Consider the following 15740-nt stretch of genomic DNA (forward strand, 5'->3'; position numbering starts at 1 on the left):
AGAAACAAAACATTAAATTCGTTAAAATTTTCCGATCGTTCTGTAGAGATAACCGCACCCCGAGGGGGAGCGTCGATTGCCAGATAGGGGCTAAAAAAGTTTAGGCTCCCTTTGCTACATATCTTTGCACAATATTGTACAAACCGTTACTTTTGCTGCACAATCCGCTAATCATTTTTGGCTGGTGTCCGGTTTTTGTTCGCCACACCGCCGATCGCGACAGTTTCAGCAACACTTACACTTGACCGTAGAGGTCGTAGACATCTGCACCAGTAATTTTCACAGATACGATCGATCCCAGTCGCGCTTCTCCTGTCACATAGACGAGTCCATCTACTTCTGGGGAAAACCGAGCGGATCTACCAATCAACTCACCTGTCTCTGGTTGTTCTTGTTCTATCAGGACATCAACTACCTGACCGACAGACTCTTGATTCTTCTTCAATGATATAGGTTGTTGTGCCGCCATTACCGCATTGCGCCGCATTTCCATTATTTCTGCAGGTATTTGCTGGGGCAAGCTGAAGGCTGGGGTTCCTTCTTCTGGCGAAAATACAAAAACTCCTACGTGATCGAATTCGTGGCGCTTGACAAATTCCAGCAAGTGTGATGCGTGTTCGTCGGTTTCGCCTGGGAAGCCGACAATAAAAGTTGTTCGCATCACAGCGCCGGGAAGTGCTGCTTTGAGCCGATCGACTATAGCATCATTGATCCCAGCTTGAAAAGGCCGATTCATCGCCCGCAGAATTTCCGGGTGCGAGTGTTGCAGGGGTAAATCCAAATACGGCAAAACGTTGGGCGTTTCGCGGATGGCTGCGACAACTTGCGGAGTCAAACCTGTAGGATAGGCGTAGTGCATCCGAATCCAAGGCACATCTACTTTACCCAAAGCGCGAAGCAGTTCGGCTAGTTTCGGTTCGCCATAAATATCTTTGCCGTAGTTGGTGGTAATTTGAGAAATTAAGATAATTTCTTTTACCCCTTCCGACGCCAATTGCTTAGCTTCCGCGACGATAGATTCGATCGTCCGCGACCTTTGATTTCCGCGCAAGTGCGGGATAATGCAAAATGCACAGCGATAGTCGCAGCCTTCTGCTATACGCAGATACGCGACACCTTCCGATGTCGTGCGGTAGCGGGGAGTAGTTTCGTCAGCGATGTAAGTAGGTTCTGAAGAGACGAGGGAAACTCGATCGCCCTTTTCCACCTGCTGCATAACATCGACGATTTTATGATAGTCGCCAGTGCCGACAATTGCGACTGCTTCCGGCAATTCGTCCAGCAATTCCTGCTGAAAATGCTGTGCCATGCAGCCGGTGATGACTACTTTTTTATTAGCTTCTGCCAATTCTACCAAGGTGCGGACCGACTCTTCTCGCGCCGCTTGGATAAAACTGCAAGTATTGACTACAACATAATCGGCTAATTCTTCATTAGAATCGACTTGATAGCCCGCTTGAGCCAGCAAGCCAATCATGTGTTCGGTATCGATGCGATTTTTTTCGCAGCCGAGGTGAGTAAATGCGATCGTTGGCTTCGTTGCCATGCAGTAATAGTTAGTGTTGCGCTATTTCTAAGAACGTTTTATGATATCACACAATTTAAAAAATTGCAATGTGTATGTGGAAGCTCTGGACTGTTGTGGTGTTCGCAGTTGTTGTGTGATATTTGTGCGATCGTGGGCGAGATGAGAATTTTTAGGCTTTGTGCGATCGTACTTTCCCGCTTTTTCGATGCCATATTTTGACCCAATTGTCAGGTTTTGGTGTCGTCGGAAGGCTTCGACAATCTTACGCCCTTTGCATAATTTCGACTTGCTAGTTCGGCAAGCCAGCAAGAAAAATCTTCTCTGCTGTTAAGCTCAATTCTGGAAAAGCCAGCGACTCAACATTCTCGCTTCCCCTAAACTGTTTTACCTGATACTCCCCATCTACTAGCTGGTAAATCGAGAGAGTGGGTTGTTTGGGATTGCCGATAAACTTGCGACCGCCTAAACCAAGATAGTCTACAATCCAGTATTCGGGAATGCCCATTTCTTCATAGTCGGAAGCTTTGAAAAAATAATCATCCCGCCAGTTCGTACTGACCACCTCTACAGCTAGTCGCACCGAAGAGCCCATCGTGATGACTGATTCTTTTTTCCAGCGCGGTTCGCTTGCAAGTGCGGTTCGGTCTAGGACAATTACATCTGGCTGGTAGCCAGATTCGTTACGCGCCAGCTTGAGCAAGCAATCACCAGGGATTGAGTAAGGCAATTGCAGTCGCCTGATTTCAAAATTGATTTCGCCCGAAATGAAACCTGTAACGTCGGAATGGTCGCCAGTTCCTAAAGGCATTTCAACAATTACTCCATTGTGTAGTTCGTACTTGTGGACAGAGTTCTCTGGATACCAAGCAACGAACTCATCAAACGTGATTGTTTTGGATATGGTTTGGATCATGTTGCGGTTTCCTCTGTCTGGCGATTAGTATGCGGAAAGCTAAAAGATTACACAAGGACTTACGACAACGTTGTCCGCAGTCCTTGACATAGGAAGTGAAGTTTGCTATTTTATGTGACCCACAATGTCAAAATACAGATCGCGCCGATCGACTGAATCTGAAATTAGTATCTAGGCGATCGACCGTTGTGAGCGAACGCACTCGATTAGAACAAATCTGCTGAGATTGACAAAGTGCGATCGTCATTTCAGAAATTTTGTGATGTTTTAGCTACTCTTATCCCGAACTTAGGTTAAGTTATGTCCTTCAAATTCTCCCATTGCTCCAACTCGAGCAGGATCAGCTAACACAACCCAACTTTTACCTAGAAACACCGATAAGTCAGCAAATTGCTGGGTTGATCAATCTTGAAAAGTTTGAGTCATTAGTTTCATCCTCACATTTATTTATATTAAGGCATTTTGCAGCATACTCTGAAACAAAGTATCCAGAGAAATTCCTGATGCTTTGGCCATAACCGCAATCACGCTTTTTTCGGCCAAACAACAGTACAGCCCCGCTTCTAAAAACCAAGGTTTTCCATCGGGGTCGATGCGAAAATCAAATAAACTGTAGTGGCGACAGCCCAAAGCGATGTGGCATTTTCTGGCCTCGGCCCAAACTCTCTCGGTAATCGGATCGATCTTGTCAACTACCCACGGCTTGGTACTATTTTTAGTGGAACCAGTCAAGCTACCATCCTCATTTTGTTGGAGCTTATCGGCATAAGTCCGAATCGGTTGGGTATCAGGATCTACAGGATACTCTTCCAGCGGCAAACAGACTAACTCGCCAGCTTGGACAATAATCCCACAGCGAACTTCTCTACCCAATTCAATGAATTTTTCTACTAGCACTTCCTCTGAATGAGTCAATGCTGTCTGCAACGCCGCATCATAGTCAGCAGCATTTTTAACTAAGGCAACTCCCAGAGAATTATCCGCATTCAGTGGCTTGAGCACCACCGGAAAATCAATCGAAGGTCTCACGCCCGCGCGGACAACTTCTCCCAATGGTACGCTTACCCCAGCGGCCGCTACTACTGCCTTAGCCTTCGCTTTGTCAGCAGTCAGTGACATCACCTCTGGGGTATTACCCACGTAAGGAATATTCAGCAGATCGAACAAGGCTCGGTATTGAGTCATGCCGGGGATGCAAAACATCTGCGGTACCATTACGTCAATCTTTAGCTGTGTCAGCACCTCTACAGCGCCCGCTAGAGACATGGGATTAGCAGCCGCGATCGCACTCGGATCGAGAGAGGTGGGAAAACGCCATTGGCCACCGGGAGAAATATAGGCTATATGAAATTCATAGAGTGCTGGATTAGCAGTTTGCTCCAGACAATATGGGGCATAAAAGCGCGACAATTTATCGTAAAATTCACTGTCTGCCGCTCCGACTAAATGCAAAACCCGTAATACTGACATACTCAATCTCCCCCTATTTACAGAATTATTCCACTATGAAAATAAACTTTCATCCACTCTTTCGGCTGACGCAAATTTCTCCATAACAACAAGGGAATGTGCCAATGATGCACCATAAAAAACGGTAGCGGATCGTCCCACTCGAAGATGGCATCTTTGCCTTGGGCGATTATTTTTAACCGCTCATAAACTTGCTTGGGCGACCACAAATGAGTCACCAATCGCCAAATTTCATGGTAAATCCAGTAAGTCGGGCGACTAGATGCCAAAGGCTGCACTGTCTGCGGTAAAGGGTCCGGTTCCAAATAAGCTTTTGCCACATCGGGATGGTTGTAAAACATCGTGATGGCTGTATGGGTGCGCGGGTTGCATTCGATCGCGTAAATCTCTCCATCATCCGCCGCTTCAATGAAATCAAAAGAAACTTGTCCAGTCAGATTGAGACTCTTGGCAAAATGACGAATCCAATTTTCGATATCCGGGCGATCGACATTCTGGTAATTGAGCTGAAACGCCGATGATTTGCAGCAACAGTGCAACTGAAGATGACCGTTACGGACGGTACTGTGAGTGCAGTATTCTTGCCCTGGAATATACTCTTGCATAATCCAAGGTTTACTCTCGGAAATTGGTAATGAGTTGACAAAAGCGGCTGTTTCTGCTGGGGTCGCGCAGGGTAACTTAGTGAGATCAAACCTGTGGAAACAATCGTAGGGAATACTTTTGATAATATATGGACGCTGTGCGTCACTAAAATCAAAATCGATTACTTGTTGGGGATTAGTAATGCGGTAGGACTTTGGAACTCGCAGCCCCAACGCTTCGGCGGCGGTGGTCAACTCATACTTATCATCCAAACGTTGCAGAGTTTCGACATCTAGCTGCATTACCGTACAGTGAGGAGAAAGTACCTTTTTGGCTTTGGCATCGTAGTAACTGCCCTCTGGACTACTGACGGGAACGTAAACATTAACTTTCTCTTGTTGGACAATTTTTAAGAGTGCTTGAGGGTATTCCTCTGCCTGGAGATTTGGTACTGTGTAAAAGCGATCGACTGCCCAAGAGAATCGATTACCCATCAGCCTGTATTCGTGGGTTTCAACCAAAATTACCCGATGACCGGCCTTATGGAAGGATCTCGCTAGCTGTAATGCTTTGGTCGTCTTGCCGCCGTTAATCAAAATCGTTTGGGGAGAGTCCGCGATCGTTCGAGACTGAAACGGTTTGATGATGATCGATCTCAGTAGGGCGATCGCAGTTAAAGCGAGATTCAGGGGCAGTACCAATAGCAGCAAAATAAAGGTTGCTATGGTTTTGACTGATGTCTGGAAGCGCCTAGTAGTCGTCGCGTTTGTTTCCTGTTCAGATGGCATCGCTGCCCTTGAAACGGTTTCGATCATACTTTTTTACTAAGTAAATACTCTAATTAGCGGTGGTTTTTGAATGATTAAACCGCTGTTGAAGCTATGCAGGTGCACAGTCTCCAGAACAGAGAGATGAATCATGTCGGTGAAGCGCGGATTTGAGATTACGCACGGGTGGTTAAAAACCGGGTTTTTTGACATCGGACTTTGTTACAGCCCGCCGAATAGGGCAAAAAACCCGGTTTCTTTGGTTTTGACGCCTAAGTTTTGTTCTACTAAACGCGCCCAATTAAAGTCCATCCATCTCTGGGCGGCAGTAACACTTGCTCTAGGCGCGGATCGTCAACTAGAGCCTGTCTGATGTGAGATAAGGGCTATCAATTGCTATAGCCATCCTAAATCATTTGTGAATTTCTTACTCCCTCCCCTTACTAAGGGGAGGGCTGGGGTGGGGGAAAAAATTTACAACTCCTGCAAGGATTGCTATAGTCCGAGGCGACTCATTAACCCTGATAAATCACAGGGAAAATCGCTAACTGCGGAGCCGACTAAATGCAAAACCCGTCATACTGACCTACTCACTCTCCCCCTATTTCCACAAGTTCACCAATATTAAAATCAATCCTAATCCACTCATTCGTCTTCTGTAAATCTGCCCATAACAACAAGGGAATGTGCCAATGATGCACCATCAAAAACGGCAGCGGATCGTCCCACTCGAAGATGGCATCTTTGCCTTGGGCGATTATTTTTAACCGCTCATAAACTTGCTTGGGCGACCACAAATGAGTCACCAATCGCCAAATTTCATGGTAAATCCAGTAAGTCGGGCGACTAGATGCCAAAGGCTGCACTATCTGCGGTAAAGGGTCTGGTTCCAAATAAGCTTTTGCCACATCCGGATGGTCGTAAAACACCGTGATGGCTGAATGGGTGCGCGGGTTGCATTCGATCGCGTAAATCTCTCCATCATCCGCCGCCTCCATGAAATCAAAGGAAACTTGTCCTGTCAGATTGAGACTCTTGGCAAAGTGACGAATCCAATTTTCGATATCCGGGCGATCGATATGCTCGTAATTTATCTGAAACGCCGACGATTTGCAACAACAATGCAACTGAAGATGACCATCACGAATTGTACTGTGAGTGCAGTATTCTTGCCCTGGAATATACTCTTGCATAATCCAAGGTTTACTCTCGGAAATTGGTAAAGATTTCACAAACGCGGCCGTTTCCGGCTCAGTTGTGCAGGGTAACTTCGTCAGGTCTAACCTGCGAATAGAATCGTAGGGAATACTTTTGAGAATATATGGACGCTGTGCGTCACTAAAATCAAAATCGATTACTTGCTGGGGATTAGTAATTCGGTAGGACTTCGGAACTCGCAGCCCCAACGCTTTGGCGGCTGTTGCCATCTCATATTTATCATCCAAACGTTGCAGAGTTTCGACATCTAGCTGCATTACCGTACAGTGAGGAGAAAGTACGCTTTTGGCTTTGGCATCGTAGTAACTGCCCCCTGCACTGCTGACGGGAACGTAAACATCAACTTTCTCTTGTTGGACAATTTTTAAGAGTGCGTGAGGGTATTCCTCTGTCTGGGGATTTGGTACTGTGTAAAAGCGATCGACTGCCCAAGAGTAACGATGACCTGTCAGCCAGTATTTGTGGGTTTCAACCAAAATTACCCGATGACCGGCCTTATGGAACGATCTCGCTAGCTGTAATGCTTTGGTCCTCTTGCCGCCGCCGACCAAAATCGTTTGGGGAGAGTCCGCGATCGTTCGAGACTGAAACGGTTTGAGGATGATGGATCTCAGTAGGGCGATCGCTGTTAAAGCGAGATTCAGGGGCAGTACCAATAGCAGCAAAATTAAGGTTGCTATGGTTTTGACTGTCTGGAAGGGACTATTCGTCGCGTTTGTTTCCTGTTCAGATGGCATCGCTGCCGTTGAAACTGTTTCGATCATAATTTTTTACTATTACTAAGTAAATACTCTAATTAGCGGCGGTTTTTGAATGATTAAACCGCTGTTGAAGCTACGCAGGCGCAGAGTCTCCAGAACAGAGAGATGGATCGTGCCGATGAAGCGCGGATTTGATATTACGCACGGGTGGTTAAAAACCGGGTTTTTTGCTCGGACTTCGTTACAGCCCGCCTGGGCAAAAAACCCGGTTTTTTTGGTTTTGACGCCTAAGTTTTGTTCTACTAAACGCGCCGAATTAAGGTCAATCCATCTCTCAGCGGCAGTAACACTTGCTCTACGCGCGGATCGTCAACTAGAGCCTGGTTGAATTTGGCGATCGCCACTCCGTTCTCAGTAGCAGTACCCGACAAATATGGCTGTCCCTGCATCAAAGTGTTGTCGGCGCAGATCAAGCCATTGGGAGCCAACAGCCCAGTGGTGAGTAGTAAATCGAGATAATCTCTGTATCCAGCTTTATCGGCATCGATAAATACCAGATCGAAAACTTCTCCATTCTCCGCCAATTCTTTCATGGTTTCTAGAGCCGGTGCCACCTTCACTGAGATTTTGTGACCGGCTGTAGATTCTTGAAAACACTTCTGGGCAAATTCAGCTACATAAGCATCTACTTCGCAGGCTACCACCACTCCATCCACCGGCAGTGCTTCCGCCATTGCTAGTGCTGAGTACCCGGTAAACATCCCTATTTCCAGTACGCGCTGCGCTTTGGTGAGATGGACGAGAAATTTCAGCATTTGGCCTTCGAGATGACCCGATAGCATTTCCTGTTCCAACTGCCGCACTGTCTCGCCGTCAGAGAATCGCTTACTCCAATCTTCTGATTGAGTGCGCTTCACTAACGTGGCTAAGGCAGGAGATTCCGGCGTGGTACAAAGATCCAGGTACGGATCGAGACCATTTGCCAATTCGTAAGCTTGTTTTAATTCAGCCTTGAAAGCTCGATCGAGATTATCGATTTTTTCTACTTGCGAGGCGAGACTTTCGAGTTTAGCCGCTAAAATCCCGACTGGGGTAACGGGTCTCATGGTCATACCCCGGCTGTGGAACGAGTTCCAACTTTCTGCAATACCACATACATATCCTCGCCATCACCATTGCGCGGATAGCCTTGACAGATTTCTCGATGCACCGCTAGGGCTTCATCCAACTCAGTTCGAGTCAAATCGTTCATGAAAAAGCAGTCACCAATGGGGCAGGGAGCTGCAGCGCGTTGGAGACCGTCGCGGGTACGACTGATCGATGTTGTGGCTTTCCAGAGCAGTTCTGATGTGAGATAAGGGCTATCAATTGCTAGTCCGAGGCGGCTCATTAATCCTAAGATCCGATCGCGAGCGGCGATCGAAATGTAGCCCCGCTGCCCAGCAATAGTCGCCGAAAAAGCCATATCGATGGCGACACTGTGGCCGTGGAACATCGGAATTTCCGGTGTTAGTTCCAGCGTCGGACTCCAGGTGTGACCATAGGCAATCACCCGATCCAAATCTAGCTCGTGGAGGTTTGGTACTTCTAAGGCCAGCATCGACTGAATCGCGTTGTAGGTTAAGCGATGGGCCACTTCTCGCAGTTCAGATGTGCCGTCTAAATAACCAAAATGGCTATGCAGCAATGCTTCGCCGTAGTTTTCTAACAACTCGAAGATTTCTTTGTTGCCTACTACGGCGATCTTAATTAACTCTGCCATGCCGTTTCGTATTTGGTCGATCGGCAGAGTTTTCAGAAAGGAGAAATCTAAAATTACTTTCTGCGAAGCGTGGTAAGCACCGAGGCGGTTTTTCAGCTTACCGTGGTTCACAGCTACTTTGATTGCCACACTGGCATCAATTAGCCCAATTAAGGTTGTCGGTACGCGAATGTAGTTAGTCCGACGGCGATAGGATGAGCAGGCAAAACCAGCTACGTCAGTAGTCAATCCACCACCGACTACCAAAACAGGCTCCTTCCGCACGAGTCCGAAATCAACGAAGGCATCTATGATGCTTTCAAAAGTTTTTAACGTCTTATCAGGTTCCTTGATATTAACTGGAAAGACTGTTAAATCTATCTCGTGATGCTTGAAATAATCCTGCATCTGTGCACCGTACAGACGATAGACTGTTTCATCTACAACCATTAAACAGCGACCGAATTGGCGGTAACTATCGGCAATCTCAGGATTCTCCAGCTTGAAAGCACCATCGACGTATAGCAGGCTGAAATCTATTTTTTCGTACCCCTCAATCTGAAAAGCTCGATCGGTAGCTGTAAAGGTAGCTTGAATGTCACCCATAAAATTTTTGCACTTTCGTGTTGATAAGTAACTGTAAGTATTCAGGTAGTAGCAAAAACGCTGAATTCTTTTGCAGGAAAGCTTTCTAGGCATTCGATTGACAAAATTGTCATTCGATAATATAATCTCAACAATTAATCTAGAAAGTTGTTTTCAGAGCTGTTTATTAAGAAGAGGTTAAATACTTATCGTACAGCATTTATAATGAAATCCCTGCTAGGAGCGAGTTTAGATAACCTCAATACTTACACCTCAGTTAACATAACGGATTTCTGATATTTATTCAACCTTATTCAACAAAATTCCATAATACCTCTTTGGGAATAGACGATAATCTAGCTATTCCACATTATTCAAAAGTTTAGGAGGAGATCGGTCTTTGAGAAGGTATGTGTGCTCCAGAACAGGAAGTGAATCAAATGCTGGCACTTGTCTAAATCTGAATTTGGAATTGTGGCCATTGTTGGCAAAATATGCTTTGTAGAAATTACAGTATTCGATCTGACGATACATCAGGGGCGATCGCCAAATTCGCTTCGCCCGACAGCACTTGAACAGCAGCAGACGCAGGTAATGGATCGTCAGAATTTCCGCCCAAAGCATAAACTTGAGGCATCAAAGTACCGATTTCCAATTGGCAAGATATTGGTCTAATTTGTCGATCGGCCAAGAGTGGAATTTTTACCTTGGGGGCGGGCTTCCTCATCGCCCCACAAGAGTCTTAAGATTTTTCCCGATGCAAATCTTGATGTTTTTTGAGCTTAAAAATACTGCTAAGCGAACTTACGAGGGGATTTGATCCGACGATACATCAGGGGCGATCGCCAGATTTCCTTCGCCCGAAAGCACTTTACCAGCAGATCCAGTAGTTAACCGCTGATCGTAAGAGTGTGTTCCCAAACCCTTAACTTGGCGCATCAAAGTGCCCATTTCCAAAGCACTCATCGCATAATTCCAGCCCAAATTGCTTTTAATTCCAGCCCTTTCCAAAGCTTGCTGCATCGTGTCAGTCGTCACCACCCCAAAAATCACCGGCACCCCTGTCTGAAAAGCAGCAGCAGCAATTCCCTTAGCAACCTCACCAGCCACAAAATCGAAATGAGGAGTTTGGCCGCGAATTACCGCACCCAGACAAATTACCGCATCGTAGCGGTGAGAAAGAGCAGCTTGGCGCGCCACCAAAGGAATCTCAAAACTTCCTGGAACCCAAAAAAAGTCCACTTGAGAGCCATGAGGATTAATATCAACCCCGTGGCGTTTCAAACAATCTTGACAGCCCTCCAAAAGTTTGTTAACCACCAAATCGTTAAAACGACCGATGACAATAGCAAATCGCAAAGATTCGGTATGAGTAAAAGTTCCCTCGAAAACAGTCATAGTGCTCTAGTTTAGATTTTAGGTTTTAGATTTTAGATTTTTGTTGGTGAGAAGGCAAAAGTCAGAAAGCAGCAGCATCTCATCTGAATCTCAAGTGCAAAAAAATACAGGATCGCGCGGTCTGGAAAAATCCTAGCTTCTGCCGAATGCCTTTCAATCGCTGGTGAATGCCTTCATCCTTCTATCTTTTACCTTCTTTCTCCGATAGACTTGGGTGAAATTAAACGACTAAAAAGTTCAATACACCCACTGCAATAACCAGCAAAAACCACAGACCAGACCCGGCATAAATCAGGGATTTAGACTGATTCCAGTTTTGGGGAGAGGCATAAGCCACTGGCACGCCAACGACCATCACAAAAGACAGCAGTACCAGACCCAGTAAAACCACTTGAAACAGAATTGATAACATCTTTTCTCCTTTCGATATAACCGTGCGTTGATCGGAAATAGTTTCCCAGAACCGAAAAAAATCTTCCAAATTCTAGTTTTTGACAGTTTCCCGATAGTCGATCGAGAAATTGTCGGTTGATTGATACGAAAGAACCCAGGCAAATTCGGGCGTTGCGCGAACAGGCGTCAGCGGCTCTTAAGATTTTTATCAATTTTATCATTGTTCGTTACAGCACAGAAAACTGGAAAGGTTAACTTAAAGCCCGATCGACACATCCGGTTTCAGAGGGCGAGAAATTGCTACTGTTTGAGTTAGAGATGCGGGATTTTCGGCTATGGACTTAGTTTTGTGCCACACAACAGCAGATTTTGACGCCTTGGGGGCGGCGGTGGGACTTTGCGTGCTGCGCCCCGGTAGCAGGATCGTATTGACGGGCGGGTGTCACCCGACAGTGCGGGATTTTTTGGCGCTACACCGCGACGAGTACCCACTGATTGAACGCCGATCGGTCAATCCGCAACAAATTCGATCGATTAGTATAGTTGATGCCTCACAGCGCGATCGCTTGGGAAAAGCCGCCGAGTGGCTGGATTTGCCACAAGTGAGCGAAATTGCTATTTTCGACCACCACCTAGAGGCGCATTCAGACATCCCCGCTACAGTTACGCAGATCGAAGCAGTCGGAGCCAGCACGACATTAATTGTCGAAAAACTCAAAAATCAAGCAGAAAACAGCGACACACCCTTCCGCCTTCTCCCTTCGGAAGCAACAGTAATGGCCCTCGGCATCCACGTCGATACAGGTTCCCTCACCTTTGAGGGCGCAACTGCGCGAGATGCAATAGCTTTGGCGTGGTTGATGGAACAGGGAGCGAGTTTGGGGGTAATCGCTGAATATGTAGAACCCGGTTTGTCTCCTCAATTGCAAGATTTGCTGAGAGAAGCGCTGAATAATTTGCGATCGGAAACTTTGCAAGGTTACAGCGTAGCCTGGGTGCTGCTATCCACTGAAGCTTACGTTCCGGGGCTTTCTTCCCTGGCTTCTCGCTTACTCGATTTAACTGAAACCGATGCTCTGCTGTTAGGTAATGTTTATAACTTTGGCGAAAACGACAACAACCGCAACATCGATTCCGAATCGCCAGTTTCCAATCGATTAACTATTATCGGTCGATCGCGCATCGAAGGAACAAACCTCAGCGAATTGTTCCAACCCCTCGGCGGCGGAGGCCACGCCCGCGCCGCTTCCCTCGCCACCCGCGATGTTGACCCCCTGCTGACTTTAAATCAGTTAGCTGACGAACTCAAAACTCAAATTCCCCACCCTCCGACAGCGCGCGAGTTAATGTCGTCTCCCGTGCGGAGTATTCGCCCGGAAACATCGGTGGGGGAAGCTCACCGTATCCTCCTACGTTACGGACATTCGGGGCTTTCTGTGGTCGATGCGGACGATCGACTAGCTGGCATTATCTCGCGCCGCGACATTGACATTGCCCTGCACCACGGTTTCAGTCACGCCCCGGTGAAGGGTTACATGACTCCGCAGCTAAAAACGATCGCCCCAGATACCTTGCTGCCGGAAATTGAATCTTTAATGGTGACATACGATATCGGGCGCTTGCCAGTATTGGAAAACGGTCAACTGGTAGGAATTGTGACTCGCACTGATGTGTTGCGGGAATTGCACCAGCAAAAAGCGCGAGACAGGGGAAGTAGTGCAGAATTTTCTAATTGTCCCGTGCCCGAATCGGTTGAGCAGTTGTTGCGATCGCGCATAAGTGCCGAATTGTGGCAATTATTGTCGATCGCCGCCAATATTGCCCAAAATCGCGGCTGGCAACTTTATCTGGTTGGTGGAGCAGTCCGGGATTTACTCTTAGCCACGGATGATACACTGGCGCTAACAGATATCGATTTGGTTGTGGATGGAAAGTGCGGTTCCGACGATTCCGGTGCTGGTGTCGAGTTAGCTTCCTCGCTGCAAAAACTTTACCCAGAATCGCGTTTGGACGTTCACGGTCAATTTCAAACCGCCGCGCTTTTGTGGCACAAAGACTCTCCTTTCGGCTCCCTGTGGGTGGATATCGCTACGGCTCGTACTGAATTTTACCCTTATCCGGCTGCAAATCCAGAAGTTGAAGCGAGTTCAATTCGCCAAGATTTGTACCGCAGGGATTTTACAATTAATGCGCTGGCTGTGCGTTTGGGTGTTCCTCGCAGCGGCGAATTGTTAGATTTTTTCTGCGGTTTGCTGGATTTGGAATCGAAGCAAATTCGAGTTTTGCACGCCAATAGTTTTATCGAAGATCCGACGCGAATTTATCGCGCTGTGCGGTTTGCTGTGCGGTTGGGATTTGAAATTGAGCCGCAGACGGAAGGATACATCCGCAACGCTTTGGCTAGCGGGATTTATTACCGAATTCAGGGGGAAAATGGCCGAGCTCCGGCTTTGGAAACTCGACTCAAAAGCGAATTGAAATACATTTTGCAAGCTCATTACTGGAAAGTTGCTTTGCAAATGCTGGGAGATTTGCAGGCTTTGCGCTGTATTCATCCTACTTTGGAGTTGGATCGGGAGTTGTGGCGGCAACTGCGTTTGCTCGATCGATGTTTGCAAGGAAAGAAGAAGGAAGAAGGAAGTTCGGCAACGGATTCTGTAACGGATGTAAAGGAGGCCAGGAAGGAGGAGGGAAGAGGGAAAAAGAAAGAAGGAAGAGGGAAGAAAGAACAAACTATCCCCAATTTCCAATTTCCAATTCCCAATTCCCGATGCCCAATTCCCGATGCCCAATTCCCGATGCCCAATTCCCCATTTCCCATTATCAATATTCCCGATTGGCAGATGCGGCTGGAAGTTTTGATAGCTTATTTAGCGCCGGAATATCGCGGGAAGGTGGCTGCAAATCTTCAGTTACCTGCTGACAGTATTAAGCGGTTGGAAGTTTTAGAAGCCGGAAAGAACCAGTTAGCAGAGAATTTGCCTAAGTGCGAGTTGCCAAGTCAATTGGTGTTGCTGTTGAGAAATTATGAGTTGCCGGTGTTAATTGCGATCGCCCTACAAAGTCCGCGAAGTGCCCGCCGCCAAATCTGGGAATATCTCACCAGGTGGGCGAATGTTGAGCCGCCTTTAAATGGCAACGATTTGAAGGCTTTGGGTTATAAGCCGGGGCCTGGGTTTAAACGAATGTTGGATGATTTGTTGGCGGCGAAGTTGGATGGCGATTTGGGCGATCGGGCTGCTGCTATCTCTTTCTTAGCACAACGTTATCCTCAAACTTAGTAAGGTGCGTCAGCAGCGCGTTATTTATTATATAATAGATTAGCTAATTGCTGACGCACTCTACTAAAATTTAAGTTTTCAATCCTAAACAGCCTAACCAGGCGATCGTACATTATTGATATTTCGAGAATTAAGGTGAAGAAACATCACGCTCCTGCTTTAATCGCAATTGTCCTTTACAAAACCTTTGTGGCTTCCCTCTTGGCAGTAACTTCAATTGCTTTGCTTTTTGCCTTAAAAAATCCTCAATTTTTAGAACGAATTTCGCAATCTTATTTGTTAGAAACCAAACTAAAAATTATTGAATTTATCTTAGAAAAACTTATAATTCTCAACCCTCACAAATTATTTTTTGGCGGACTTGCCGCAGCGCTTTATGCAACTTTAACTGCTGTTGAAGCCGTTGGTTTGTGGTACGAAAGAGACTGGGCAACAATCTTAGTTTTAGTGCTGGTAAGCATTAGTATACCCCCTGAAATATATGAATTAGTTCACGGGATCACGGTACTTAAGTTAGCGGTATTTATCACAAATGTAGCCATCTTATGGTATTTGCTCCACCATTGGCCGAAGCATGGTAAAGGAGCTTAAAGTTTTGATTGTTCAGAGGAAACTCACTGGATTTTATAAATGTCAGCATTTTCCATTTTAATTTCATAAAACGGCTGCTCAGTCAAATAAAAACCTCAATCTTTACAAAAATTTTGTGATTGTAAAGATTCTATAAAGCTACGAGGGGTTATACCCCCTATGAGTTATACTGACATATATATAGATGCACCCTGATGGCTTTCCCGTTCCACAAGAGCGGGATTTTTATTGGCAAAATATTGTATTAAGTTTTAAGACATCTGGTAGAGATAGAATTGGTGGAAAATTTCAATAGAACGATCGCCCGATGCAAAAATAGCACAGCTAGCGCAAAAACGATGTTTCGGAGCGATCGAACCTCACCCCTAACTCTGCGAAATAACTCAAAGGCGGTAGCATAGTTTGGGAACCGACATCAATGGAAGCTCAGCTTAGCGTTCACAACAGCGCTGCAACAGGGCGAAGACAGCATAATTAATAGTTGATTGTGCTCTAATTTTTGAATTTTTATGGATTAAGAAGATTTCACGCAGGAGGTTAGGTCAATTTTCTGGAATTCCCAACTGGAT

At 46.2% G+C, this 15740-nt stretch carries 12 protein-coding genes; 2 read left to right on the plus strand and 10 right to left on the minus strand.

Translation table 11 applies throughout. The annotated features are described in order from the left end of the window. Positions 1 to 235: 235 nt before the first annotated feature. The 10 genes from rimO to psbZ all read right to left on the minus strand — a co-directional run bounded on the left by rimO (position 236) and on the right by psbZ (position 11318). Positions 236 to 1546, minus strand: a complete 1311-nt coding sequence (gene rimO / locus QUB37_RS11035) for a 30S ribosomal protein S12 methylthiotransferase RimO (RefSeq protein WP_333161818.1) — start codon at positions 1544 to 1546, stop codon at positions 236 to 238. A 271-nt stretch (positions 1547 to 1817) separates the two neighbouring features. Next, positions 1818 to 2441 carry a Uma2 family endonuclease gene (locus tag QUB37_RS11040; RefSeq protein ID WP_333161820.1) on the minus strand — a complete coding sequence of 208 codons (624 nt, stop codon included), beginning with the start codon at positions 2439 to 2441 and terminating at the stop codon, positions 1818 to 1820. A gap of 447 nt (positions 2442 to 2888) precedes the next feature. Then, positions 2889 to 3911, minus strand: coding sequence for an ATP-binding protein (locus QUB37_RS11045; protein WP_333161822.1), 1023 nt, complete (start codon positions 3909 to 3911; stop codon positions 2889 to 2891). Between the two features lie 17 nt (positions 3912 to 3928). Continuing rightward, positions 3929 to 5311 carry an ATP-grasp domain-containing protein gene (locus tag QUB37_RS11050; RefSeq protein ID WP_333161824.1) on the minus strand — a complete coding sequence of 461 codons (1383 nt, stop codon included), beginning with the start codon at positions 5309 to 5311 and terminating at the stop codon, positions 3929 to 3931. Between the two features lie 542 nt (positions 5312 to 5853). Continuing rightward, positions 5854 to 7245, minus strand: coding sequence for an ATP-grasp domain-containing protein (locus QUB37_RS11055; protein ID WP_333161826.1), 1392 nt, complete (start codon positions 7243 to 7245; stop codon positions 5854 to 5856). 239 nt (positions 7246 to 7484) lie between these two features. Then, entirely contained in the window at positions 7485 to 8288 is an 804-nt protein-coding gene (locus QUB37_RS11060; RefSeq protein WP_333161828.1) for a class I SAM-dependent methyltransferase, read from the minus strand. A 2-nt stretch (positions 8289 to 8290) separates the two neighbouring features. Continuing rightward, the gene (locus QUB37_RS11065; RefSeq protein WP_333161830.1) at positions 8291 to 9529 is read right to left on the minus strand and encodes a sedoheptulose 7-phosphate cyclase; all 1239 of its coding nucleotides are present in this window, start codon (positions 9527 to 9529) and stop codon (positions 8291 to 8293) included. Positions 9530 to 10016: 487 nt separating this feature from the next. Further along, on the minus strand, positions 10017 to 10235 hold the full coding sequence (locus QUB37_RS11070) for a hypothetical protein (RefSeq protein ID WP_333161832.1): 219 nt from the start codon (positions 10233 to 10235) through the stop codon (positions 10017 to 10019). A 77-nt stretch (positions 10236 to 10312) separates the two neighbouring features. Then, positions 10313 to 10906 carry a 6,7-dimethyl-8-ribityllumazine synthase gene (gene ribH, locus QUB37_RS11075; protein WP_333161834.1) on the minus strand — a complete coding sequence of 198 codons (594 nt, stop codon included), beginning with the start codon at positions 10904 to 10906 and terminating at the stop codon, positions 10313 to 10315. A gap of 220 nt (positions 10907 to 11126) precedes the next feature. Further along, positions 11127 to 11318, minus strand: coding sequence for a photosystem II reaction center protein PsbZ (psbZ, locus tag QUB37_RS11080; RefSeq protein WP_015177377.1), 192 nt, complete (start codon positions 11316 to 11318; stop codon positions 11127 to 11129). Between the two features lie 316 nt (positions 11319 to 11634). Between psbZ and QUB37_RS11085 the strand changes: the two genes are divergently transcribed. Then, positions 11635 to 14580: a CBS domain-containing protein gene (locus tag QUB37_RS11085; protein ID WP_333161836.1), complete on the plus strand. Its 2946-nt coding sequence runs from the start codon at positions 11635 to 11637 to the stop codon at positions 14578 to 14580. Positions 14581 to 14715: 135 nt separating this feature from the next. Further along, positions 14716 to 15171: a DUF2127 domain-containing protein gene (locus QUB37_RS11090; protein WP_333161838.1), complete on the plus strand. Its 456-nt coding sequence runs from the start codon at positions 14716 to 14718 to the stop codon at positions 15169 to 15171. The last annotated feature ends 569 nt before the right edge of the window (positions 15172 to 15740 follow it).

This window comes from Microcoleus sp. AT3-A2 (genome assembly GCF_036705685.1).
In the GTDB taxonomy this organism is placed as follows: Bacteria; Cyanobacteriota; Cyanobacteriia; order Cyanobacteriales; family Microcoleaceae; genus Microcoleus.

Bases quoted from the DNA above. Each gene is read 5' to 3' on its own strand.
- rimO (WP_333161818.1), bottom strand. From the start codon at position 1,546: ATGGCAACGAAGCCAACGATCGCATTTACTCACCTCGGCTGCGAAAAA.
- QUB37_RS11040 (WP_333161820.1), bottom strand. From the start codon at position 2,441: ATGATCCAAACCATATCCAAAACAATCACGTTTGATGAGTTCGTTGCT.
- QUB37_RS11045 (WP_333161822.1), bottom strand. From the start codon at position 3,911: ATGTCAGTATTACGGGTTTTGCATTTAGTCGGAGCGGCAGACAGTGAA.
- QUB37_RS11050 (WP_333161824.1), bottom strand. From the start codon at position 5,311: ATGATCGAAACCGTTTCAAGGGCAGCGATGCCATCTGAACAGGAAACA.
- QUB37_RS11055 (WP_333161826.1), bottom strand. From the start codon at position 7,245: ATGATCGAAACAGTTTCAACGGCAGCGATGCCATCTGAACAGGAAACA.
- QUB37_RS11060 (WP_333161828.1), bottom strand. From the start codon at position 8,288: ATGAGACCCGTTACCCCAGTCGGGATTTTAGCGGCTAAACTCGAAAGT.
- QUB37_RS11065 (WP_333161830.1), bottom strand. From the start codon at position 9,529: ATGGGTGACATTCAAGCTACCTTTACAGCTACCGATCGAGCTTTTCAG.
- QUB37_RS11070 (WP_333161832.1), bottom strand. From the start codon at position 10,235: ATGAGGAAGCCCGCCCCCAAGGTAAAAATTCCACTCTTGGCCGATCGA.
- ribH (WP_333161834.1), bottom strand. From the start codon at position 10,906: ATGACTGTTTTCGAGGGAACTTTTACTCATACCGAATCTTTGCGATTT.
- psbZ (WP_015177377.1), bottom strand. From the start codon at position 11,318: ATGTTATCAATTCTGTTTCAAGTGGTTTTACTGGGTCTGGTACTGCTG.
- QUB37_RS11085 (WP_333161836.1), top strand. From the start codon at position 11,635: ATGGACTTAGTTTTGTGCCACACAACAGCAGATTTTGACGCCTTGGGG.